This is a genomic window from Leptolyngbya sp. FACHB-541, from assembly GCF_014695875.1.
Lineage (GTDB): Bacteria > Cyanobacteriota > Cyanobacteriia > Elainellales > Elainellaceae > JAAUTN01.
The window spans coordinates 157,347-179,140 of sequence record NZ_JACJPC010000051.1; the positions used below are offsets into that span (position 1 = coordinate 157,347).

Annotated in this window: 31 protein-coding genes and 4 pseudogenes; 17 read left to right on the forward strand and 18 right to left on the reverse strand. The window is 46.9% G+C overall.

Features of this window, described 5'->3' with window-relative positions:
* The first annotated feature begins 55 nt into the window (after positions 1 to 55).
* On the forward strand, positions 56 to 379 hold the full coding sequence (locus H6G00_RS11245) for a multidrug efflux SMR transporter (RefSeq protein ID WP_190796779.1): 324 nt from the start codon (positions 56 to 58) through the stop codon (positions 377 to 379).
* Positions 380 to 488: 109 nt separating this feature from the next.
* Here H6G00_RS11245 and H6G00_RS11250 read toward each other — a convergent pair whose 3' ends face one another.
* Complete coding sequence (locus tag H6G00_RS11250) at positions 489 to 656, reverse strand: hypothetical protein (protein WP_190796780.1); 168 nt, start codon at positions 654 to 656, stop codon at positions 489 to 491.
* A 62-nt stretch (positions 657 to 718) separates the two neighbouring features.
* Between H6G00_RS11250 and H6G00_RS11255 the strand changes: the two genes are divergently transcribed.
* Entirely contained in the window at positions 719 to 979 is a 261-nt protein-coding gene (locus H6G00_RS11255) for a hypothetical protein (RefSeq protein ID WP_190643718.1), read from the forward strand.
* Positions 980 to 999: 20 nt separating this feature from the next.
* Positions 1,000 to 1,320: a hypothetical protein gene (locus H6G00_RS11260; protein ID WP_190796781.1), complete on the forward strand. Its 321-nt coding sequence runs from the start codon at positions 1,000 to 1,002 to the stop codon at positions 1,318 to 1,320.
* Positions 1,321 to 1,675: 355 nt separating this feature from the next.
* Here the strand turns inward: H6G00_RS11260 and H6G00_RS11265 are convergent, their stop codons facing one another.
* Positions 1,676 to 2,044, reverse strand: a complete 369-nt coding sequence (locus H6G00_RS11265) for a hypothetical protein (RefSeq protein WP_190796782.1) — start codon at positions 2,042 to 2,044, stop codon at positions 1,676 to 1,678.
* A gap of 324 nt (positions 2,045 to 2,368) precedes the next feature.
* Here H6G00_RS11265 and H6G00_RS11270 point away from each other — a divergent pair, with 324 nt between their 5' ends.
* On the forward strand, positions 2,369 to 3,067 hold the full coding sequence (locus H6G00_RS11270; RefSeq protein ID WP_190796783.1) for an ABC transporter substrate-binding protein: 699 nt from the start codon (positions 2,369 to 2,371) through the stop codon (positions 3,065 to 3,067).
* 217 nt (positions 3,068 to 3,284) lie between these two features.
* A complete protein-coding gene (locus tag H6G00_RS11275) occupies positions 3,285 to 3,626 on the forward strand; it encodes a hypothetical protein (protein ID WP_190796784.1) in 342 nt (113 codons plus the stop codon).
* A gap of 160 nt (positions 3,627 to 3,786) precedes the next feature.
* On the opposite strand, the gene H6G00_RS11280 is transcribed toward H6G00_RS11275, so the two are convergent.
* The 3 genes from H6G00_RS11280 to H6G00_RS11290 all read right to left on the reverse strand — a co-directional run bounded on the left by H6G00_RS11280 (position 3,787) and on the right by H6G00_RS11290 (position 6,598).
* Positions 3,787 to 4,467 (reverse strand): DUF6629 family protein, encoded by a 681-nt coding sequence (locus tag H6G00_RS11280; protein WP_190796785.1) that lies wholly within the window; start codon positions 4,465 to 4,467, stop codon positions 3,787 to 3,789.
* A gap of 162 nt (positions 4,468 to 4,629) precedes the next feature.
* Entirely contained in the window at positions 4,630 to 5,814 is a 1,185-nt protein-coding gene (locus H6G00_RS11285) for a ScyD/ScyE family protein (protein ID WP_190796786.1), read from the reverse strand.
* 373 nt (positions 5,815 to 6,187) lie between these two features.
* A complete protein-coding gene (locus H6G00_RS11290; RefSeq protein ID WP_190796787.1) occupies positions 6,188 to 6,598 on the reverse strand; it encodes an NUDIX hydrolase in 411 nt (136 codons plus the stop codon).
* Positions 6,599 to 6,634: 36 nt separating this feature from the next.
* On the opposite strand from H6G00_RS11290, the gene H6G00_RS36070 reads away from it, so the two are divergent.
* Positions 6,635 to 6,760, forward strand: a complete 126-nt coding sequence (locus H6G00_RS36070) for a hypothetical protein (protein ID WP_277881867.1) — start codon at positions 6,635 to 6,637, stop codon at positions 6,758 to 6,760.
* A pseudogene (locus H6G00_RS35270) lies at positions 6,744 to 6,842 on the forward strand (IS6 family transposase); the annotation flags it as partial. The gene H6G00_RS36070 and the pseudogene H6G00_RS35270, both read left to right, overlap by 17 nt.
* Here the strand turns inward: H6G00_RS35270 and H6G00_RS11295 are convergent.
* On the reverse strand, positions 6,834 to 7,754 hold the full coding sequence (locus H6G00_RS11295) for an AraC family transcriptional regulator (RefSeq protein WP_190796788.1): 921 nt from the start codon (positions 7,752 to 7,754) through the stop codon (positions 6,834 to 6,836). The pseudogene H6G00_RS35270 and the gene H6G00_RS11295 sit on opposite strands and share 9 nt — an antisense overlap.
* Before the next feature lie 472 nt (positions 7,755 to 8,226).
* On the opposite strand from H6G00_RS11295, the gene H6G00_RS11300 reads away from it, so the two are divergent.
* Both H6G00_RS11300 and H6G00_RS11305 read left to right on the forward strand, forming a co-directional pair.
* Positions 8,227 to 9,720: an FAD-binding oxidoreductase gene (locus H6G00_RS11300; protein WP_190796789.1), complete on the forward strand. Its 1,494-nt coding sequence runs from the start codon at positions 8,227 to 8,229 to the stop codon at positions 9,718 to 9,720.
* Positions 9,721 to 9,828: 108 nt separating this feature from the next.
* Positions 9,829 to 10,206, forward strand: a complete 378-nt coding sequence (locus tag H6G00_RS11305) for a cupin domain-containing protein (RefSeq protein ID WP_199318431.1) — start codon at positions 9,829 to 9,831, stop codon at positions 10,204 to 10,206.
* Between the two features lie 263 nt (positions 10,207 to 10,469).
* On the opposite strand, the gene H6G00_RS11310 is transcribed toward H6G00_RS11305, so the two are convergent.
* From H6G00_RS11310 to H6G00_RS36600, 3 genes are read right to left on the reverse strand one after another with little or no spacing between them, the layout of a single operon-like run.
* A complete protein-coding gene (locus H6G00_RS11310) occupies positions 10,470 to 11,093 on the reverse strand; it encodes a LysE family translocator (protein ID WP_190796791.1) in 624 nt (207 codons plus the stop codon).
* Positions 11,094 to 11,137: 44 nt separating this feature from the next.
* Positions 11,138 to 11,329: a helix-turn-helix domain-containing protein gene (locus H6G00_RS36595; RefSeq protein WP_347278170.1), complete on the reverse strand. Its 192-nt coding sequence runs from the start codon at positions 11,327 to 11,329 to the stop codon at positions 11,138 to 11,140.
* Entirely contained in the window at positions 11,268 to 11,411 is a 144-nt protein-coding gene (locus tag H6G00_RS36600; protein ID WP_347278171.1) for a hypothetical protein, read from the reverse strand. Before H6G00_RS36600 ends, H6G00_RS36595 begins: the two co-directional genes overlap by 62 nt.
* Before the next feature lie 182 nt (positions 11,412 to 11,593).
* Between H6G00_RS36600 and H6G00_RS11320 the strand changes: the two genes are divergently transcribed.
* Positions 11,594 to 11,800 (forward strand): hypothetical protein, encoded by a 207-nt coding sequence (locus H6G00_RS11320; RefSeq protein ID WP_190644148.1) that lies wholly within the window; start codon positions 11,594 to 11,596, stop codon positions 11,798 to 11,800.
* Positions 11,801 to 11,915: 115 nt separating this feature from the next.
* Positions 11,916 to 12,746 (forward strand): oxidoreductase, encoded by an 831-nt coding sequence (locus H6G00_RS11325; RefSeq protein WP_190796793.1) that lies wholly within the window; start codon positions 11,916 to 11,918, stop codon positions 12,744 to 12,746.
* Between the two features lie 306 nt (positions 12,747 to 13,052).
* On the opposite strand, the gene H6G00_RS11330 is transcribed toward H6G00_RS11325, so the two are convergent.
* Positions 13,053 to 13,352: a hypothetical protein gene (locus tag H6G00_RS11330; RefSeq protein WP_190796794.1), complete on the reverse strand. Its 300-nt coding sequence runs from the start codon at positions 13,350 to 13,352 to the stop codon at positions 13,053 to 13,055.
* A gap of 372 nt (positions 13,353 to 13,724) precedes the next feature.
* On the opposite strand from H6G00_RS11330, the gene H6G00_RS11335 reads away from it, so the two are divergent.
* The gene (locus H6G00_RS11335; RefSeq protein WP_190796795.1) at positions 13,725 to 14,045 is read left to right on the forward strand and encodes a hypothetical protein; all 321 of its coding nucleotides are present in this window, start codon (positions 13,725 to 13,727) and stop codon (positions 14,043 to 14,045) included.
* A 331-nt stretch (positions 14,046 to 14,376) separates the two neighbouring features.
* Positions 14,377 to 15,051, forward strand: a complete 675-nt coding sequence (locus tag H6G00_RS11340) for a carbonic anhydrase (protein WP_190644144.1) — start codon at positions 14,377 to 14,379, stop codon at positions 15,049 to 15,051.
* Between the two features lie 94 nt (positions 15,052 to 15,145).
* Here the strand turns inward: H6G00_RS11340 and H6G00_RS11345 are convergent, their stop codons facing one another.
* On the reverse strand, positions 15,146 to 15,415 hold the full coding sequence (locus H6G00_RS11345) for a hypothetical protein (protein ID WP_190796796.1): 270 nt from the start codon (positions 15,413 to 15,415) through the stop codon (positions 15,146 to 15,148).
* Complete coding sequence (locus H6G00_RS11350; protein WP_190796797.1) at positions 15,416 to 16,123, reverse strand: type 1 glutamine amidotransferase; 708 nt, start codon at positions 16,121 to 16,123, stop codon at positions 15,416 to 15,418.
* A gap of 124 nt (positions 16,124 to 16,247) precedes the next feature.
* Here H6G00_RS11350 and H6G00_RS35275 point away from each other — a divergent pair.
* Positions 16,248 to 16,391 (forward strand): annotated as a pseudogene (locus H6G00_RS35275) (MOSC domain-containing protein); the annotation flags it as partial.
* 101 nt (positions 16,392 to 16,492) lie between these two features.
* Here the strand turns inward: H6G00_RS35275 and H6G00_RS11360 are convergent.
* The gene (locus H6G00_RS11360) at positions 16,493 to 16,975 is read right to left on the reverse strand and encodes a transposase (protein WP_190796798.1); all 483 of its coding nucleotides are present in this window, start codon (positions 16,973 to 16,975) and stop codon (positions 16,493 to 16,495) included.
* A gap of 94 nt (positions 16,976 to 17,069) precedes the next feature.
* A complete protein-coding gene (locus tag H6G00_RS11365; RefSeq protein ID WP_190796799.1) occupies positions 17,070 to 17,534 on the reverse strand; it encodes a globin family protein in 465 nt (154 codons plus the stop codon).
* Between the two features lie 141 nt (positions 17,535 to 17,675).
* On the opposite strand from H6G00_RS11365, the gene H6G00_RS11370 reads away from it, so the two are divergent.
* Positions 17,676 to 18,374: a Crp/Fnr family transcriptional regulator gene (locus H6G00_RS11370; protein WP_190796800.1), complete on the forward strand. Its 699-nt coding sequence runs from the start codon at positions 17,676 to 17,678 to the stop codon at positions 18,372 to 18,374.
* 125 nt (positions 18,375 to 18,499) lie between these two features.
* Here the strand turns inward: H6G00_RS11370 and H6G00_RS35280 are convergent.
* A pseudogene (locus tag H6G00_RS35280) lies at positions 18,500 to 18,946 on the reverse strand (IS6 family transposase); the annotation flags it as partial.
* A 321-nt stretch (positions 18,947 to 19,267) separates the two neighbouring features.
* On the opposite strand from H6G00_RS35280, the pseudogene H6G00_RS11375 reads away from it, so the two are divergent.
* Positions 19,268 to 19,672 (forward strand): annotated as a pseudogene (locus tag H6G00_RS11375) (class I SAM-dependent methyltransferase); the annotation flags it as partial.
* A gap of 273 nt (positions 19,673 to 19,945) precedes the next feature.
* Entirely contained in the window at positions 19,946 to 20,146 is a 201-nt protein-coding gene (locus H6G00_RS11380; protein WP_190645365.1) for a hypothetical protein, read from the forward strand.
* 174 nt (positions 20,147 to 20,320) lie between these two features.
* On the opposite strand, the gene H6G00_RS11385 is transcribed toward H6G00_RS11380, so the two are convergent.
* The 3 genes from H6G00_RS11385 to H6G00_RS11395 form a co-directional block, all read right to left on the reverse strand.
* Positions 20,321 to 20,461: a hypothetical protein gene (locus H6G00_RS11385; RefSeq protein WP_190645366.1), complete on the reverse strand. Its 141-nt coding sequence runs from the start codon at positions 20,459 to 20,461 to the stop codon at positions 20,321 to 20,323.
* Between the two features lie 29 nt (positions 20,462 to 20,490).
* A complete protein-coding gene (locus H6G00_RS11390) occupies positions 20,491 to 20,724 on the reverse strand; it encodes a hypothetical protein (RefSeq protein WP_190645368.1) in 234 nt (77 codons plus the stop codon).
* A gap of 403 nt (positions 20,725 to 21,127) precedes the next feature.
* Positions 21,128 to 21,316 carry a hypothetical protein gene (locus H6G00_RS11395; protein WP_190796802.1) on the reverse strand — a complete coding sequence of 63 codons (189 nt, stop codon included), beginning with the start codon at positions 21,314 to 21,316 and terminating at the stop codon, positions 21,128 to 21,130.
* Between the last annotated feature and the right edge of the window lie 478 nt (positions 21,317 to 21,794).

Here is a 21,794-nt window from a genome sequence, read left to right on the forward strand (position 1 = left end):
AACGGATGACCTGGTTTTTCCGCTTTGGTTAGTAACATCACAAGGCAATTATTTCATGCAGTGGCTTTATTTGGGCTTGGCTATTGTTGCTGAAGTTGCTGGAACTACCTGCATGAAGTTGTCACAGGGTTTTACTAAAACCCTTCCCAGCATTCTAATCTTTTGCTTTTACGGACTGTGCTTTGTCTTCCTAACGATGGCGTTAAAGAAGATGGAAATTACTACAGCTTATGCAATATGGGCAGGTTTAGGAACAGCTTTAATTACCATTGTCAGCATTGTGTGGTTTAGAGAACCAGCTAACGCTCTCAAAATTATCTCCATCGGCTTGATTGTTTTAGGTGTAATTGGGTTGAGATTAAGTAGCAACGGACACTAAATCCAAGCGAATCAGTAAACAATTGACTGAATCAAACCTGTACGGTTGTGTTGCAAGAATTTTTTAGAAGGGGGCATCTTCGTCAGTCTGGGGAAAAGCGTCGTGCAGTTTAGATGGAAGGGGCGATCGCCAAATCATTGAGCAGCGTTGGGGCATTGGCACCGTTGATGGCAGCAAACAATGGTTGGGCAAGGTTGCCCAAATGGTCAATTTTTCGCGGAAATGGTTTCGCAAGTGGGACAAAGCCTTCGCCCAGCTTCGCCAGCGGGTTAAGCAAGCTAGCTCATTGTCGTGCCCAACTTTTGCTATGATGGATGACGAGTTAGGCACTACAGAAGCATGTCCTTCATTCGCCGCAAACGAGTTCACACGTGCACTTCGGAGGGGCGAAAAGACTATTTCTACTACTATCGAGTGAAAAACTACTGGACTGACGATTGCCCCAAGCCTAAGCAGCGAGTGTTGGATTATCTGGGCATGACTGATAAGGCGATCGCCAAATTGGAGGCATCAGAAGCCTATCAGGAGGAGAAAACAAAACTACTGGCACGACTGCGAAGCCTGATCGGTGAAGAGTTAGGCACTACCCCACAAGTTTGAACGCAACTAGAGCAACAACAATGAATGATGCAGAAAATAATGATCCTCTAAAGTGGAGAGATCAAATCATTGAAAACTATTACAAGCATCCTGCCTCTTCAAATAATGCACATCCGTTCTATTTGCTGGCTAGCGAATTAAATACTGAACAGAGAGAGTTACTTAAAACGCTGATCGAGCAATTAGTCGAATTTACGCTACTTGACTTGAGGCAACAAACAGAGATGCAGCTTCTTAGAAATGAAGTTGAGCAACCCAATCCTCCTATCAGCGCTCCATCTTGGGTAAACCTTGATCAGCCCCGCCCATCCGATCGCCCCGATCGCCTCTCTCCCAGCTAGGAGCTGGTTAAAGAATGACTGGAATGTTTACAGGCGATCGCGGTTGCGGGAAGGAAATGAAGCGACTGGAGCGAGAGATCGAGACATTACAGCAAAAGCCTGAGAAAATCGAGCGGTTGAGTGCTTAGGCATGCGCGCGAAAAGCCCCAGCATTGCTGCTGGGGCTTTATCATTACGGGCTTAGTTTTAGTAATGGATGCTGTTGGCGAATGTGCTACAGGGACTACAGGAGCCATAGAAATTAACATATCCTGAATCTTATTTCTATCGAGATCAGGAGCATCTAGCCAAAGTTTTCAGCTAACTATCTCTCGCTTCAGCACTGTTTCAATGACCCCTTCAAGGGATAAAGATATTAACTTTGACCATCTGCCGAAATCCCGTATCGATAAGCACGTCCATTTTTATAAGCCGTAAAGTTTGTTGAGCCATGAAACCGGACCGTGAATTGATCGGTAGCTGAACTGCCGCTCATTCTAATGGTCACGCTAATCGTGTCTTCAGATTCGACCTGCCAGGAGCCCTGCCACAGGTCACCAGCGCGAACTGTTCCATTTTGGGAAAACACCCACGGAACTTCATGGAAGTCGGAATTACGCCCATTCTCCGCAGTCTCAACTAGCCACGACGTGTTGCCAACCTGCAGAAAGGTATGGGTTCCACAGACAACACTACTATCTATTGTCATGCCGCAAGTCGTGAATTCTTGAGCAACTGCTGTCATAGGAAGCCCCAAAAGCGTAGTACCCAGCACGCAACCGGTTATCCATTTGTTGAGTTTGGGTACGGGAAAGGAAGTGAATGGTTTCATCGAGAAAATCCTCTGTTTTGAACGACTTAGATGAAGATGAGCAGGCTAAAGCCTCCAGAGACAACTCACTTGCTGAGGCTAGGTGAGATGCATGGGGAGTAGAAATGTTGACTTGTTGAAAGTCTTTGGCAGCGTTGTAGTGAGAGTGTTTTGCTTTGGTTTTCTCAGCTGTTTCTCATCACTCTTTTACTGTAGGCGGTGGTCTTGTTAGTGACGATGGCTAGAAGTTAGGGAAACTTGAGCAACGAGGATCCGTCAGTTAAAATCTTCTATTTAATCAGTTACTCAGATGGTGGAGATGGAATTTTAGGACGTAACATCAATCGTCCTGAGGACTTGAGAGGTAAAACGATTGCGAGAGAAGATTTACTATTCGTAAATGTGTTGCTGCGAGCTTATCTACAGCAGGGTGGACTAACCGAGAAGGATGTCGTGTTGAGAAATATGACCGCTGCAGATGCAGCAACGGCGTTTGCTTCAAAGCAGGTTGATGCAGCCGTCTCCTATAGACCTTGGCTAGCCAACGCTGCTGAGGTCGGTGGAGGAGGAATTATATTCAGCAGCAAGGATACCAATTTGATTGCTGATGTTCTCATTACCCGCCAGGCAGTGATTGAGCAACGAGCAGCAGACCTCCAAGCTTACTTGCAAGCGATTGATCAAGGTGTTGAGCGAGTTAAGTCAGGAGATGAGGAAGCTCTCAACTCTGTTGCAGATGCACTAGGAATCATTCCAGAGGAGACCAAACAGCAACTTGATTGGGTCAGGTTCCTCAACATTGAAGAGAATAAGAGGGTCGCGTTTGAGCCAAACAATCCTGATAGCTTGGTCACGAATCTACAATTCACGGCTCAGGCTGCTTATGACCTCGACATTACTCCTCAACGGCTTGAGGCTAGTTCTTTGTACGATGACTCCGTCGTAAAGTCACTGTAACTTCTCGTGAAAAACTAACTTCACCGCAAACAACCGTCCTTGCTGAAACTAGCGATTGTTGGAGGGGTATTGGAGCGATCGCCCCTATTTGCTTCCAGGACGATAGAGGCAAGGAAAACAGTTACTCACTTTATAGACTATGCTCAGGTCAAATGAGTTAGATTAAGTGGATTAGATCTATTACCACTCGCAACACTCAAAGCCTATTAACAGACCTATGAGATTACGCACTTTTCTCAATTTGGCGATCGCAGTAGGAACTTTTCACCTCATAAACATCCAACTTGTCGCCGCTCAAACTATTCGTGTCCCTCTACCCTCGACGGAACCCCCCGCTCAAACAAGCCCATCTACTCCTCCTAGGCAAATTAATCCTGCCCAGCCTCAACCTGAGCTAGCTCCAAACTCCCAGCTAACGCCACCTTTAGAAGGAGAGATTGCTCAATGTGCTAGTAATGAGTTTGCCTCCGTTTTCTCTGATGTGCCGCCTGAGCATTGGGCATTTGAAGCCGTTAACCGATTGGCCATTGGCGAATTCAGGTGTTTTCCTATCAGATGAGTAAACGGGATGTGAGGGAAGAGGCGATCGCAGACCAGTAAGCTCGGCTGTTTGGGCGACTTCTAAACCCATGCTGTTGAGCGACAATCGCCTGATAGAACGGTTCTAGCAAATTGTTCTCATTCGTAATTTGAATAGACTTACCTGCCCCCGTTTACAGTCAATCCGTACCTTGCTGCCAATTCACTTTAGAAGAGGATTGGCAGATGAAGACGATAAGCAGGGACAGAATTGCCGCAAAGAAACACCAAACCGAAACAAAGACTTGATGCAGCAGCCAGTGGGACGCGATTGCCGACAGCGCGATCGCTGCTCCAAACCCCTTGAGAGCGCGATTGGACGCAAGTGCAAAGGGAATGAGGATAATGAGCGCATAGATAAGGCGCTCGACTTCCTGAGAGAGCCAGGGATCAAAAATTAAGCGTGTATTGTACTCAATAGAATGATGGACAACCTGAACCGATAGCCAATCGGGTTGAAAAACCAGCGGAAGGTAAAGCAGCGCTCCATACATAAAGCCAAGGACACCTAAACTCCAACTCACTTGCCGCACGATGGCGTTGGCTTCAGAGAACGCCACCGACCCAGGTGCCCAGAAGAGCCAGAACCAGTAGGCAAACCCTAAGAAGCCGAAAGCTCCCAGATTTACTTCAGCGGAAGAATTCGCTTCCACGCCCAGCCAGACCAATCCTTCACAGGCTTGCTGAACCCCAAAAGCGATCGGAATAGACGCAAGTGGAAGATAACTGGAGTTTTGCCCATAAGCCAACCGCAACGCATAAAGACCTGCCGGGAGGAGCAGGCCACTGACAGCAAAGCTAACAGAGGCAGAGAAACACATTACTCATGCTCAGAAGTGTGTCACCTGGCAGGACGGCAATGCCAAGGATTTCTCGCCATCTCCATCTGATGGGACTGGACCTCCCCATACTAGACCACAGCCCCCTCTCACGCCGACTTGCTGGGTTATCTGTCCCACTTCGGTCATTGACTACAGTAACGTCTAGCGTCGGGTCACTTTTAGGAATCCCCCCAGAGAGGCGATCGCCAGCAACCCGAGCCAACTTGAAGGTTCAGGAACCGATTGAGAATCATCATTGGAATTGAATCGAATAATTTCTCCCTGACCTGCAGCAATTCCTCGATTCGCTATAAAAATATCCCCGTCATCTCCAAATGTGAATGAAGTCGGGGCAAGTAACCCTTCTTGTAAAAGGGTTGTACGTGTTCCATCTGGGTTGAGGCGAATTAATGCACCTGTAAGATCACCAGACAATATGCTGTTAGTGGCATATTCCAAAACATACAAATTGCCATTGGAATCAAAATCCAAATCAATGATGTTGGTAAAGCCTTCGGCAAAAATCTCAGGAATACCATTGGCAACGCGATAGACCCGTGCACCATCTACTGGAAATGGGAATCCGGTCAATTCACCGACATAGAGTGTGCTATCAGAACTGCTAGCCACTGCATTGGGTACAGACTGCATAGGAATATCAGAACCCCCAAATGGGTTAGTCACCAGACGACTATCAAAAACCGACGCTAGATCAACGTCCCCGTTATCAAGATCCACCTTTAGCAAAGCATTAGCACCCGCATCAGCAACGTAAGCGGCGTTGTTTTGAATGACAAAGCTGTAAGGGTTGGAATCTATTCCGCCTCCATCAGGATTTTCAGCTTGCTCAAATGCTGAAACGTTAGCGATCGCAGTCCAATCAGAGCCACCATTGAGGGTATTGATTTTCAGCAATTGTCCAAACTCTGGCACTCCCAAAGCACTCCGAACAGCCGGATCACTCCCAAGCCCGATTAGAACATAAGGCTGCCCAGTTGCATCAAAAGCAACATCATGGGCACCTGTTGCCTCACTACCATCAGGTGCTGCTAATGATGGCAATCCAGTTACAACTCTGGTCACCGTGCCATCTTCAATGCGGGTAAGTGCACCTGTAGCACCATAACAAACTGATGCAGTTGGATTTGTTGGAGAAGGAATGCACGGTCCTGTACCACCCCGACCTGCTTCAGTTACATAAAGAGAACCATTCGCTCCGATGGTTAATCCTCTAGGGTTATCTAAATTACTCGCAATTACTTCAAAGGTCGCAGCATGGGCTGTGTTTCCGAGACTAAGAGCGCCAATAGTTGCTCCTATTGCTGCAAAGGTTAGATGCTTCAACATAAATATCTCCAAAATGCGACTTTACAGTATGTTTTTGAACCCGCTTGCATTTGCTTCACTAAGCAAAATCACTGAGGAATGAGAGCGATCGCCCCTTCAGAACGAGGAATGAATTGTTGAAGAGCGTCTGTATACTCATATCAATAATTCTTTTTATCCACACAAATTTCATTAAAAGAACACCTACTTAAAGTTTTGATGAAGTATTACTTGGCTATGTAGTATTAAACCGGCACTCATTGTTCTTGCATTTTTCAGAATGCCTTCAAAGCTAAGTTGTTTTCAGAGAGGTGACCAAGTTTGCTACGTTGGCAATGACTTGTAAAAGTCTTGGAATTGAGAAGGCAATACGATCCAACGCCGTTCTTGCGGTTTATTCACCATTCATATAGGATTCACGGAATTGCATAAGAAGGCGTTTTAGCTCAGGCGATCGCACCTTTTTAACTGCCTGAGAAGGGCTCATCCATTGACGCTGTCGGCGCTTAGCTTCAGGGTAAGTTTCTAGCTCTTCCTCCACTCGCATTGAAAACACCTCGATCTGATAGGAATATCCCAGTTTTTGATTAGAGTAGCGACCAATTGCAGGAGTTATAACAGTTCCGGTAACTCCTGCTTCTTCTAGCGCTTCTTTTGCCGCAGAGGACGATGATGTCATCCAAAGCGGAATCCAACCTTTAGGAATCACCCAATGTTTACCGCTGGAAGTAGTAATAAGTAATACTTCTATCTTCCCCCGATTAATTCGATAGGGAATTACCCCCGATTGCCAAACTGCAGGCATATTTTTCGCGTATGTATTGCGTCAGTAGTAGAGGCGGTGTTTGGTGACAATAACCTTGGCTGGGTCGAAAAGCAACAACTTGACCCAGAGCGCGAGTGGCGGACGCGCCCCGACCCACTTGCCCAGGTCTGGGACAGTGAGCTAGCTAAAGCCGACGAATGATTCATAGCAGGTGGATGAAACGTACGGCAAAGTCAAGGGCGTATGGAAGTATCTATATCGAGACCGTCAATCCTCAGGCAACTCGTAAACGCTCAATATCCTTCTTCGGTGGCGCACCAAACATGCGGGAATATTCGCGATTGAACTGAGAAGGGCTCTCATAACCCACCTGATACGCTGCATGGGTGGCATCTGCATCTTCAGCTATCATCAAACGACGGGCTTCCAGTAACCTCAACTGTTTTTGATATTGCAACGGACTCATTGAGGTCACTGCCTTGAAGTGACGATGGAATGATGCGGAAGACATCCTTGCTTGCTTTGCCAGATCATCCATGCTCAATGCCTTTGTAAATTCAGCTTTGATCTGTCTAATCACTTCTGCAATGCGCTGCATATGGCTGCCGGAGGTCGCAATCTGCCAAACCGCTTCGCTCTGATCGCCCATTAAAAGACGGTAATAAATCTCACGAATCATCATTGGTGCCAAGAATGGAATATCTTCGGGCGTATCCAGAAGCCGTGTGAGTCGGGTGGCACACTCAATCAACGGAGCATTTGCATCGCTTACGAACAAGCCTCTCACTGAACTCTCTTTCTGATCTGAGCTTCGGTGGAGTTGATCGATAATATCCCAAAGCTGAGTCGCGTCCAAGCTTAGCTTAAAGCATAGATATGGCTGATTCGGTGTCGCTTCAACAATGTTTCCACTGAGCGGCAGATCGACCGTGACCACAATATATTGAGCCGCACCATAGTGATAGGTTTCCTTGCCCAGTAAGGTTTCCTTTTTACCTTGAAGAATGATGCAAAGCGTCGGTTCATACACAGCGCGGAGTACTGTAGGAGCCACAGATTCCCGCATCAATTCTAACTGGGCGATCGCCGTTGCATGGATACCGTTTCCCCTGTCGTGAGTGTGGCGGTTCACTAATTCCGCCAGTTCTTGACAAGCATCAATCGTCGTCTTGCGCTTTAGGAATTCATCTGCCATATCAGGTTCTTGTAAACGCTTAGTGAGGGATTGTGAGACATTCCTCTGATCGTTTTGCTGTGCCTATTATAGAGGATTCTTTTGAGCATCATCTTTCTGCTTGAGAAAATTAGGCAAGAATCTGCAAAGTTTATGTATTCAGAACCCTTTGTCCGAAGCCTATGATGAATTCATGCCAGAAAGGTAATGAAAGGATAAGGCAATGAAGGAGAGCATGTCTACAACACAGGTGACACTCTTAATCCAAACGTGAGTGCGATGAGTCGAACTCCGTGATTGCTGCGGCTCTGTTCCAGCATTTCTATTGTTACTGAACGATTGATCACCATTGATAGCGGAGTTGACTGCGCCATCAAAACAGATGGTGAATGGCGGAGTGTGTTGGAGTGAATCAATTACTTACTGTTCATGACACAGCGCATGGATGAACAGAAGTATTCCTATGTCTCTAAACAATGAAAGGAAGTAACTAGTGACACAACAACATCAAGATACGGCTCAATACGAGCAGCATGAACAAACTCATGTTCAAATCACATCTCCACAAGAGAAGCAGCATGACTACAAAGAAGCGATCGAGATACTCGCCTCAACGATCCGAGGTGAACTGATCCTTCCGGGTAACCCTGCTTATGAAGCAGAACGAAAAGTCTGGAATGGTACTTATGATTGTTATCCTGCTGCGATCGTGCGCTGTGCCGATGCGGAAGATGTCAGAACTGCTGTCAACTTTGCCCGTGAGCAGGCAATGACGCTCTCCGTGAGGAGCGGTGGACATAGTGCAGCCGGACATGGCACCAATAATGGTGGACTGGTGATTGACCTCTCCAACCTGAAGACGATGACGATCGACCCCATACGTCACACAGCCCGGCTGGAACCCGGTCTCACTTGGGGTGAGGTCGCTGAAAAGCTCCAGCCTTATGGATTGGCGTTGACAGCAGGCGACGTTGCCTCTGTGGGGGTGGGCGGATTGCTGCTGGGTGGTGGCATTGGTTGGATGGTTCGCGCCTATGGTTTAACCATCGATCGCCTGCAAGCAGTAGAACTAGTCACGGCGGATGGACAACTGTTGCGTGCCAGTGCTGACGAACATCCCGAACTGTTCTGGGGATTGCGCGGTGGTGGTGGCAACTTTGGGATTGCAACAGCCTTCGAGGTAAACCTGCATCGAGGTGGAACTGTTCTGGGTGGTGCCGTCTTTTATGAGGCAACCGAGGCAGAGCGAATCTTGCGGGAGTATACCCGTCTAGCAGCGGCAGCACCAGATGAACTTTCCACTGAAGTTCTGCTCATGCCGGCACCTCCTGCCCCCTTCATTCCCCCTGACAAACAGGGAACCCCGGTTGTCGCGATTATGGTCTGCTACACCGGTGATATCAGCGAAGGTGAGCAGGTTGTAGCTCCCCTCCGTCAGCTTGCTACCCCGATCGCCGATCTGATTGCGCCCATGCCCTATTCGGCCATGTTTGCGTTCACAGCGGCTGGTGAAATTCCTGGCTTTCAGCATCATTCGCGATCGCAATTCTTCGAGACGTTCTCAGACGAAATGATTCACTCATTAGTTGAGTCTGTTCAATCTGTTATATCTCCTGAAACGCTGGTCACCCTGCGTGTCCTGGGTGGCGCTATGAGTCGGGTCGCACCTGATGCAACAGCCTTTGCTCATCGCGATAAACAGGGCATGGTGTTAATCACTCATTTTGCACCACTATCGGCTGATGCTGCCAGTCTCGATGCCTGCACCCAGCGAGTCTTTCGGGCACTCTTACCTTACGCTAACGGGGCTTATGTGGGCTTTCTGGCAGACGAGGGAGAGCGGATTCGTGAAGTTTACCCGCCCGCTACCTATGCAAGACTCGTTGCACTCAAGAACCAGTATGACCCGACCAATCTGTTTCATCGGAATCAGAACATCCAACCCACCGTTGTCCCAATGGCACTGGCTGAGCCAGTGAGTTTATAGCGTACCTCCACCCCTAAAACAATGAGTACTCAATTCAACCAAAGCAAAGTTGCAATTGTCGGACAGAGTGAGAACCTCGATTGGTTCAATACAATGCCTGGCGAGCAGATGGCTATCCGCGTTCATAGCAAAGATGTCAACGGAGCTTTCACAATTATTGAAGTGAATGTTCCAGCGTTCTCAGGTCCGCCACTTCACTATCACCAAGATCGGGAAGAGATCTTTGAAGTCCTTGAAGGCAGCTTTCGCTTTCACGTTGAGGGCGAAGAGTTTGAGGTCGGTCCCGGAACCTCGGTTGTGGTGCCCCGTAACACCGTGCATACATGGGTGAATCTTGGACCCGAAAGGGCTCGGATGCTCGGCACCTTCGTGCCCGGTGGCATCGACGAGTTCTTCCCTCAAATTGGTCAAACTCCACCCGAAGGTTGGATGGATCTTGCACGCCAGCACGACACTTGGATCGTTGGAGCGCCCCTGTCTGTTTAAGCTCCATCGCCCAACGCTGCCGCTGAACCTACACTGAATTACCGCAAAGACGCTAACTGCAATCGGTCTGTGTAGTAACCCTAAATAGGTTGTGAAAGTTATATTCCTTAGGGACGTGAATTTCACAACCTATTTTGTTCACAACTTATCTGCATCAGCTATAGTACGGCTATCAGATCAACATCGTAAATGGAACAGTTTCTCTTGACGACTATTTGTTCTCGACAGCTATACAACGGCAAGAACATAAAGCCACTGTTCGTTTAACGATACTCCAGAGCAACCAGTCGCACTCCGAGAAGAATCAACACACTGCCTGTAACACGCTGCATTAATTGACTAAAGCGAGGTGTACCAGAGAGATTATCGCCAACGGTTCCAGCCAACAGTGCTACAAGTCCGTAGACGATCGCACACAGCAGAGTAAAGATTAAGCCTAGAACTAGCATTTGCAGTGGAACATGGTTTGCATGGGAAACTACAAATTGAGGCAAAAACGCAAGGAAAAACAGAATGCCTTTAGGATTAGTAACGCTCGTGATTAGTCCAGTCCAAAAGAGTTTGCCTTGTTTGCTTTGAGCCTTTTGCACTGGCTGTTTTTGCGGTTTGCTCAACCACATTTGGATACCTAAGTAGAGGAGATAGGCAGCACCCGACAAGCGAACAATGTTGAATAGAACTTCCGACGCTTGAAGAATCGCCGACAGACCCATCATGGCGAAACAGGTATGGACAAGGTATCCAGCACAAACACCGAGCATTGATACGAGTCCAATTGCTTTGCCCTGGGTCAGGCTCCGGGTGGCAACGTAGAGCATATCTGGACCCGGAGTAGCTATCAAGGCTAATGCAGTGGTGCAAAACAGCAAAAAGTTTATTTGTTCCATTTTGTTCACTTCCTCCGTCTAAAGTGTTGAATCATCTCCTCAGCCTACGGTTCGTGCAACCTAACCGTCTTGGACAAAACTGACTCACGATATTGCCCTGGAGTAACTCCAAAAACGCGCTTGAAGTGGCGATTCAAGTGACTTTGATCGTAAAAACCGTGGTCGGTCGCGATCTCACAAAGAGGTGTTGCCGTGCGGAGTGATTGTTTCGCCTGCCGGAGTTGGCAGTACTGCAATACCCACAGTGTAGGTTTCGTGAACGTGCTTGGTAAAGCTATGACGAAACAATCGGGCAGAGAAGAGCTCAATCCCAGGCACGCTCGAATCCCACAACCAAGCAACATCTGAGCAGCTCTTATCCGGTCGATTCATAGTTAAACAATTTTAGTAGGTCCTACTTTCAGCATCGCGCAACTTTTGGAGTTTTTCCTCTACCCAAATGCCTCAAAGCTGTCTCGGTGCTGGAATGCTCTAGTAGGCAACATACTTTGACCAGCAAAATGAGTGCAGATCCTGGCATCTACTCTGCTGACGGCGATCGCACCTCGTCAATCTGCAACCACTCAAACGGTGTATCAACTAAAGATTTGCCCAAAGACGCTAAACCGTGGGCGAGTAAATACTTTGACCCAATCGTGAGACATCCCTCTCCTCGTTGTGTTGTGCCTATTGTAGAGAATTCTTTTGAGCACCATCCTCCTGCTTGAGAAAATTAGGCAAGAACCTGCAAAATTTAGGTATTTAGAACCTTTTCTCTAAACCCTATGATAAATCCATACCAAAAAGGTAGTGAAAGAATAAGGCAATAAAGGAGATAGACCAATGACTCAGAAAACATGGTTCGTTACAGGGGCTTCTCGTGGAATTGGAGCCGAAATCGCGAAAGCCGTTTTAGCAGCAGGAGACCAATTAATTGCGACCGCTCGTAAAAAGACTGATCTGGATCAATTCGAGTCGAACCCAAATGTGTTGGCGCTCAGCCTGGATATTACCGATGAGACTCAGGTGCAAGCGGCAGTTGCAGCAGCACTGGAACGCTTTGGGCAGATTGATGTGTTAGTCAACAATGCAGGATTCGGTCTACTCGGCGGTATCGAAGAAACCAGTGCCCAAGAGGTTGAGCGGGTCTATCGCACAAATGTCTTTGGACTGTTGAATATGACCCGTGCCGTATTGCCCAGTATGCGTCAGCGCCGCTCTGGACACATTATCAACCTATCGTCGATCGGCGGCTATCGTGCCACACCAGGCTGGGGTGTCTACTCCTCAACGAAGTTTGCGGTCGAAGGTATTACCGAAGCCATGCATGATGAGTTAGCGCCTCTGGGTATCCATGCGACGGTTGTCGAGCCGGGATACTTTCGGACCAATTTTCTCGATGGTAGCTCGCTCCAGAAAACCGCGACAGAAATTCCAGATTACGCGGAGACGGTTGGTAAAGTTCGTAAACTTGCCTCTGAACTGAGCTATCAACAACCGGGAGACCCCACCAAGCTTGCCCAAGCGATGCTTCAGCTTGCAAATGCAGATACTCCACCATTACGGTTGCCGCTCGGTACAGACACCCTTCGAGCCATTGCCCAGAAGAACGCTTACGTCGAGCAAGAAACGGCACAATGGCGTGCTCTGGCTGAATCGACTGATTACAGATAGTGAGCGCAGCAGGGTGAAGGAAGGATAGCGAACGAATGCTTTCAAGTCCTCGGTGGCGACATTACATCCTACCGAGGACTTGAGGCACATAACGGCTGCGTTCAGCGGTTGCAGTAACATCGAACTAAGCACCAAAAGCTTGCTGTGTCGCAAAAAATTCTGAAAGCGCTATAAGTAGCGTTGAAGCACATATACTGCTGCTCTATGGGTAGCAGTTCTTTTTTTTTCGACACAGCCGTAGCACCGGGCTCTCACCAGGTTTCAGGTAGGGAAAGTAGAGTTAGCATTCGTCCTGCCGTCAGGAACTCAGCAGATTTCCGGCTCTGCTACAGACTTGCCCTTTCGTTTTGGGACGAGCGATCGGCTCCTGAAACCATCGCGAGAGTCACTCCGATTCGAGTCTCGCGTCCTCAGCGCATCAATTTTTTCTGCTTCTGTAGCGACAATCATAAACACTTGCCGCCCATCAACCGCGTTGTAAAGATTTTCAAGGACACAAACAAAGCCTTGAGCCTGCAGTTCTTCAGCCCTTGTATCTCTCGCTTGGCGGGCCTCATCGGCATCTTCCCAGTCCAGCTCTAAAAACGTTTCTTGAATCGGTTTCATCGGATCTATCTGGCGTAACTTTTTTAAGTGCCTTTGACGCACCAGTCACCATTATCCCCTAACGCAATCGTATCTGGTGCATTCTGATGTTGCCCCGTCTTAAACTTGTGAGCTAAGCAAGTTGCTAGCGTTCTAGACCTATGACTGCTGAAAGCGCAATGTCAGCAACAATGAGTACTTTGAAACTACTATCCACCGATCCTAGACCCCTACCAAACAGGTTAACAAAGGCAGTTAGTGAATTCTGGTGGAGCTTATACAGTTGTTTACTACCAGTTTATTATTTGGGATAGAATCAGCTCTCTCCCTGCTGCTGCTTGCAACTGCTCCGTTTTGCCTTTAGCTTTTTTCTAACCCATTTCAGTGAATCAGATGAACTCCCCTTCTCCAAACGATGAACAACAGTTGCAGCGCTCGATTGAGCAGAGCTTACAAGAAATTGCTCTGCAAATGGGACAACGAATTGATCAGCAAGCCGCCCAGCAGGTTTATCAGGCTACCGTTGATTTGTTGAGTCATATTGTTTATGCACCCATTACCCTAGCTCGTTTAGCTGGGACATTGCTAGTTTATCAACTGCAAGATGTGGAGTCTGAAGAGGTGGAATGGTTCAAGTCGCAGGTTAAGCAGTGTCCCAATGATGATGAGGTTGAGGAATTGATTGAATCGCTCCACCGGATAGATTCACTCTGATTAACTCCAATCTGATCAAGCTAATGCATAAGTTAATTGAGTGGTAGATTACTCACCCAATTCTTCCGGTTGTGTCGCAAAAATGGTTGTGTCGTAGGATCCCTGAGTGACGAACAATTTGCATCATTCGTGTTTCTCTAAGCAGCAATTTCAAGGACTACTTCGACAAACTTTGCTTGAGACACACGACTAAGGACTTGTTAACATTCCTTTACGGAAGTACGGAAAATGTTACGACTCGCGTGTAGTAAGGGAAGGATAGAACTACATCCGCTTCTGAGGATGCAGTGCGAGTACACTCACTAGCTTTATCAACAGTAGGAATCAATTTATGTCAGTGACCGGTCTGATCCAAGGACTCAATGCGTTTCACAGCGACTACTTCACCGAAAATCGAGAACTGTTTGAACGACTGTCGAACGGGCAGACCCCCGAAGTTCTATTCATTACTTGTTCCGATTCACGGATTGATCCCTGCTTGATCACACAGTCTCAGCCCGGTGAACTATTCGTGATGCGGAATGTGGGTAATATCATTCCGTCCTATGGAGCCGCTAGTGGTGCTGAAGCCGCCGGGGTAGAGTATGCGGTAGCTGGAGTCGGAGTGCGAGACATCATTGTTTGTGGTCATTCCCACTGTGGAGCCATGAAGGGGTTGCTGCAAATCGGCAATCTGAGTGAGCAGATGCCGCTGGTCTACGACTGGTTGAAGCGCCATGGAGAAGCGACCCGGCGGTTAGTGTTAGATAATTATGCGAACGTGGAGCCCGAGCGATTGCTCAAGATCGCGATCGAGCAGAATGTGTTGACGCAAATAGAGAATTTAGAAACGTATCCTGTTATTCGGTCCACCCTGCATAGCGGGCAGATGAATCTACATGCTTGGATGTACGAAATAGAGACCGGCAAGGTATTCGCTTATGATGCCGGATTACGACAGTTTACGCTGCTGAAGCAGCGCTCCTTCCCGGTGCCTGACCCATTGATCACAACTATTTCAGAGTAAACGGTGAACTCTCCTTCTAGCACGTATAGCTGTTTGGAATAGCGCGTGTGGCGATGGAGAGGAGTTTGAGAACCAGATGGAAAATAACCTTCGATCAGATCGTACTGTCCTCCAGTTGTGGTGTGATCGGCAAGAAATTATTCGAGTTAAATCGATCGTAATTGATTTCATAAATTTTCTGCATTGTCGATCCCTGAATGAACTGTTGTGGCGATCGCTCGAGTGAGCGAATGAATCGTATTGAGAACAGATTAAACATCGATCGCTGAGTACTCTGAAAGATCTGCTGATATTTTGCACTCACTTGCTCTAAATCTACGTGGGAGTCATTGTTGAAACTCTGAGCGCCTTTTGCCCAACACATTCACTTGCCTCTTTGGTATTGATGTGAGAGCAGTTCCAGAAACTGGTACATGACCTCATGAATTTCTGCAAAGTTCTTATTCTCAGAAAGCATTTCCTCGAAAGTCTGAATATACTTCCCTGGAATTAATTCGGAGGCACAGTTTTCAATGAGCTGCTGTACACCTGGTCGATCCATTTCTAGGTGAAATTGCAAGCCAAGCACCTTTTCGCCGTAGAGAAATGCTTGATTGAGGCAACCCTCACTGTAGGCTAGGCGGGTTGCTTTTTCTGGTAACTCAAACGTATCTCCGTGCCAATGAAAAACTGTTAGTTGAGCGGGTAGAAACTCAAGGGCACCGGATTGCTGAACTGCTTCGGTTATTTTGATCGGAAACCATCCGATTTCTTTATGTTGCCCCGCATACACTTTTGAACCCAGAGCATCCGCGATCAGTTGCGCTCCCAGACAAATGCCAAGCACTATCTTGTCTTCCTCGATCGCCTGTTTAATTAGTTGTTTCTCTGCGATTAGCCAGGGGTACTGTTCTTCTTCATAGATATTCATTGAGCCACCCAAAACGATCAGCCAATCAAAATCACTCACCGTTGGTAACGGGTCGTTGGCATAGAGTCTGGTGGATGATAACGAATGGTTTTGTTCGTCCATCCAGGTCGAAATACTGCCCAGTCCCTCGAAGGGAACATGCTGTAGATAATGAACTCTCATTTTTTCACCCTCGCGACAGTTTAAGTTTGATTAGACGATATGAGCTTCAGGTAGCACCATCAGTCTATGAATTCAGATGTGGGGAGGCTGCTCCAAGATAAAGCGCACGTAGAGAGTAACCGACTTATTCTACAGAGCGTTTGGAGAAAACTTTACGGTTGCTGATCAAACAGAATCATCCGTTTGCATTGGTGATATCGATGATATCGGTGAAGCTCAAGTTCAGGTGTCTCAACCCCGCCAGCTTTGCTGGAAATTATCGCGTCGCATACAATCCCTCCCTCCATGCTAACGCCCAACCCCTCTGTTATAAAATGACAATACCAGAGCGATACGACAGTTGTGCATGATTGTTATCTTTGCCGTTGTTTATGGAAAAACGATCTTAGGATCGGCTGCATGTCCTAGATGAAGATAAGCAGCCGATCGCAGCACAATTTCCGAATATAAAATCTTCTGAATCTCCAAACTGGGAACTCGTTTTGCAGTGAAGTTGTAAGCTGCGATTTCCCCTTTTAGGCTGAAGTCACTGTCCGTCAAGTAGTGGTCGTAGTCGTGCATTCCCTGAAAGATAAATCCGTAGATTGGATTGGGATATACAGAAGAATCGTAACTGTCAGCAGAAACCCAGAGATGGCTTTGTTCAATATCCGCAAACAGCTCTTTCACGTTGGCGTAACGCATGTAATCTGAAAATTGCAGATTTAGAGGCAATTGATGGAATTCATCCATAAGCCAATCACAGAGTTGGGCGATAGTTTCATCAGAAATCTCAGCTGGCTTGCCTTCTAGGTAGAGTTTGGCAAGTATTTCTACCTGAGATGCAGTTGTCTGTGTTTTTGTGAGAACCATACCACTACCTCTATCGTTTTGAACTACCTTGACTGCGACCATTGCTTGCAGCCATTTCTTTGAACTAGCTCATAGACTAGGCTGCAAGCAAGAATCAGTTCAAATCACTTAGAACTGTTCGATCATTTTGTTGGGGAGTTAGAATTTCGATTGGATACTCTGCACCGCTCAACATGAGTTCAGTGATGACTGCGTACGCCTCGCTCCATGCCTGCTCGGTATTCGGTGTCCAAGCACTATCTAAGCAAATCGCAAATGCCTTTAAAAGTGTACTGCCCACCATGGGATAATGTTCAGGCTGGACACCATACTGAATATGGCGAGTTCCTAAAGCCTTAAGTGATTTAGTCAATACATCGGGGCAGTGAAGATTTTCTACAACAAAGACGAGTGATTTGAATAGCTGCTTTGCTTGCTTTTTCATGGAGGTGTTAACAAACAATGGCTTGACCTGTGGATAGTCTGCAAACAAAGTTAAGTAAAAGTAATTCATGAAGTTAGCTTCCTGTGCTTTAATCCGTGAAAAACTAGACTCTAACAATTCAATATTCAAAGCCATGCAGCAGTTCCTCTTGTTTACTGTTCGTAGTTTGCCGAATTCTGATGAATCTATCTATGAGCTACCTCATAAAATGACTAAACGCAGGGAAAACATTAAACTGAAGGAGAAATCCAGCCTGCTTGATCGAGGAGTTCAACGATGCAGGTGACGATAGACCAACTCCAGCAAATTCCACTGCTTTCTAAACTCGATCTCGATCAGCTTGCTCACCTACAAGCTCGTGCGGCAGTTAAGCACTATTTGCAAGGAGAAATCATTCTACATGAAGGCGATCGCTTACCTGCTCAACTTTTCGCGGTTCTCAGTGGCAGAATTGAAATCAAGAAAACGGCTTCTACAGGTAAAGAAACAATTTTGCGAACATTACCCGCTGGAGAACTCTTTGCTGCACCTGCACTATTTGGCGATGGTGTAGCCCCGGCAACGGTAGTGGCTGAACAGGACTGCCAGATTCTCACGGTTGAACGCACTACTTTACTAGAAATAATTCAGAACACTCCAGAAGTAGCATTGCAAATTATTGCAGTCCTGACAGAGCGTCTCCAACATCTCCATCAAGTCGTACATGGGCTGGTTTCAGAGCGGGCGATCGTGCGGTTAGCACAATTTATTCAAGCGGCGGCGATTGCTGAAGGAACAGATGTAATAGATCAGGGATTACAGTTGCGATCGCGCTTGCCCTACTACCAGATTGCTCGCAGCATCGGGATTACCTATGAAGAATGTGTCCGACTGTTCAAGCAAATTCAGACAGTTGTTACTTACCGTCGGGGCGGGAAGATTTTAGTATTAGATCAGGCAAAACTAGATGCGATCGCGAACGGGCACACTGCGTGAACATCCAGGTCGATAAATCACAGCGCGTCAAATTTTGAGAACTGCTGTAAGTGGAACAAGCAGGGATAACGCTTCGATCAAACTCCTTTAGCTGGCAAAACTTTGGCTGCAAAAAAATCGTATTAGAGCCTTTCAAGGGCGACCGGATAAGCTGCATTTTTGTCCACATTGACGACACGTGGTTGAGTGACATGATTGGCTTTCAACACTTTACGGAAGAAGTGTGCTACTACTTTGCCATCTCACTTTGCACTCAGCATAAAGTCCAAAGTATAGCCCTATGAATCGACCGCGCGATACGATATTTCCACTCCCCTTTGATTTGAATGTACGTCTCATCCCTTTCAGGAATCATTCGTTGGCTGCAAACGGGGTCGAACTCGCTTGTCCAAATCGGAGGCATACTTCAATACCCATCGGTTGATCGTTGAGTGGTCTACGTTCACACCTCGCTCTTGCATCATCTCCTCTAAATTGCGGTGGCTCAAAGCGTAACGGCGGTATCAGCGAACGTTGAGCAAGATGATTTCAGGCAGAAAGTGTCGCCATTTGAAGGGAGAAGAAGTAGACATTACTGGGTCAGAGACACGAAGCAATGACCACAGCACCCGAATTGTATACGGAGGCAGTATCTTGCTTCCTGCTTGGAAAATAGATTGAAGTTCTGGTGACGGTTGTTGCTACTATTGCCCCAACATAATCTAGCCTGACCATCTACTGCACTAACTTTCTGAATGGTGCGCCAAACTTTAAAGCCAGTACTGCTGCAAGCGAACTGTCTTGCCTAGGCAGAGCAAGACTATCTGGAGAATTTGGCTGAATATCCTGAAAACGGCTGGTCACTCTATGGGCAAAACAACCATTACAACTTGTTCCGCATCGGGTGAAAAGATATGAAAGATTGGTACAAAGAAGACCTTGCTTATATTCACGATGCGGGTCACAGTGATTACGCGCTCAAATCTGCTCCAGGTATTCTCGATATCCTGACTCAAAACAATATTCGAGAAGGTTTAGGAGTTGACTTGGGCTGCGGTAGTGGGCGATCGGCGTTAGAACTTACGAAAGTTCATTATCAGGTGCTTGAAGTTGATATCTCTGAGTCGATGATTGCACTTACTCAAGCCAGAGTTCCAGATGCTCAGTTTCGAGTTGAATCGTTGTTTAAAGTCGATATTCCGTCTTGTAATGCGGTGATTTCAATTGGGGAATGTTTGAATTACTTGTTTGATAAAGATAATACTGACCCAGTACTAACTCAACTTTTCGATCGCATCTATCACGCCACAATTCCAGGGAGAGATTGGTAAGTTCTTGCACAAATTCTTTATGCTTGGGCGATCGCGCCTGCAAGTCGATACAGAGTAGTGGAAAACACTCGCAGTTGGAGAAACGCTAGAGGTCGAGTTTGAAACGGGAGCGGTAGAACTCAAGATTTTCAGTTGTTAAAGAGCAGGAAGTTACTCGACGGGGTGAAACATTCATTAATTATGCGATGGAGAAGTCCCTTAACTAACTCCACTGAAAAAATTTTGCTCTCAGTTCTATGCTCAATCAATGGAAGTGATTCGATGAACACAAAATCTCACCGTTCGTTAGGTCGGGCTTTATTTCTCTCTACTCTCGCGGCAACAAAGCCTGCTAACCAGTCCGGGAGCTTTACGGATATTCTGTTTAACCTAACGCCAGCCTATCTGCAAGCGACGATTCCTAAGCGCGGTTCACTGTTTGGTTGGTTAGGGGCGAGCAAAGGTTTTAATAGGGGTGATTGAAGGGTCGCTGTCACCAGATGCAATTAGAGCAAATCCGGGACCTGAAACAACGCAATTACGTTAAACAATGAAGAAGGGTTTCAGCCTAATGGCATTCTATGACAGCTACGCTTCAAACACCCCAGTTTAATCGGAGCCACTTCAATGTTTCCTAAATGTTCAACCCCTGAATGTTCAAATTGGGGTGGTGTCGTTGGCTTTAGTGTAGGTGGTGCCTGTGCGGATGTAGCAGATGCCTATGCGATGCTTAACACAATCGTTGATACAAAGGATAACAAACCAACCGCGATCGCCTTCCAGCTTAACCCTCAGCATTCTCCGGCAAGAACTATACAGAAGTACGATTACCACTCATATTCCAACTCGCCCCGATTGATTTTACCTACAAGTTTCGAGTACAGTTGCAATGCTTCTGGAACTATCTTTTTGTGTGCAAAAGCAATGGTTTTGATATGTTCCAATTCATCATGAGAGAGCCAATCATCTGAAATCGCCGCTTCAATCGTCCTCCTCAGCTCTTCTAATTGTTTAATTTCTTCGGGTGAAAGTTCCTCAGTAGAGAGATGTTCGACTTTCATGATGATTGCCTCCTCTAAATTAATTACCGTTATATGGACAGTTCAAGAGAACTCCGAGAGTGACAACTGATGTCTACTTAGGGTGATTGAAGGGTCACTGTCAACCGATGCAATTAGAGCAAATCCGGAACCGTGTTTTGCTTTGTTTCTCTCAGCTGTTTCTCATCACTCTTTTACTGTAGGCGGTGGTCTTGCCGGTGGCGATGGCTAGAAGTTAGGGAAAGTTATGGACTCGGTTAAGGGGACTGAGTCGCAACTGACATTGTTGGTGAACCGTGGTCCAACATCCTAAAAACGCCTTTGTGCGCTTGCTCAACCGCTCAATTCTCTCAACCTTCTGCCGTAGTACCTCAATCTCTCGCTCCAGGCACTTCAATTCCTTGCCACGAGCGATCGCCCATGATCATCGCAGCATTTGTCGCCTTACTTGACAGTTCCCCTTTGGGGCGATCGCCTCCCCCATCCGACAGCCAGTGTAAGCAGCGATGGCGATCGCCGTTCTGTAGTGTTCGCGAGCATAGGTTAAAACTTGCTCCACTTCGGCAGGAGTTAAAACTTTGGCTTGACCTTTCCCTTCAACTTTGCCTGTCATCTAGTTTGTTCACTCTAAAATCAGTTGCTTCTAATAATATTGTCGTTTGTTAGGGTTGGTCGCAATGGGGCAGAGTCAGTCTGGGTGATTACAAAGACGCATTAGCGCTTACATCAGCGAATTTACCTTTGTGGGCGTTAAATGTCTGTGCGATCGCACGTGTTGGATTTTTAGGTTTGTGAGTGAAGAGGATCGAGTTTTTGTACAGTGCCCAACTAGATGACATTAGGACAGATTCGTATTATCAAGCCAGCCTATTCACTGCACGCCTTCAATCACTGAGCTTGGTACTAGTTCATTTACTTCCTGCCCATACTTAAAGATAAGCCTCAACAGAAATAAGCTTCACATCCGTGTTGTCACCAACTTGCCATCACGACAAATAAAAAGTCACTGTACAAATTCTGAAAGATTTATGATTTCTTCCGAAGATGAAGTGCAAGGATTGAATTAACAACTATCCTCGTTATGTAACCCC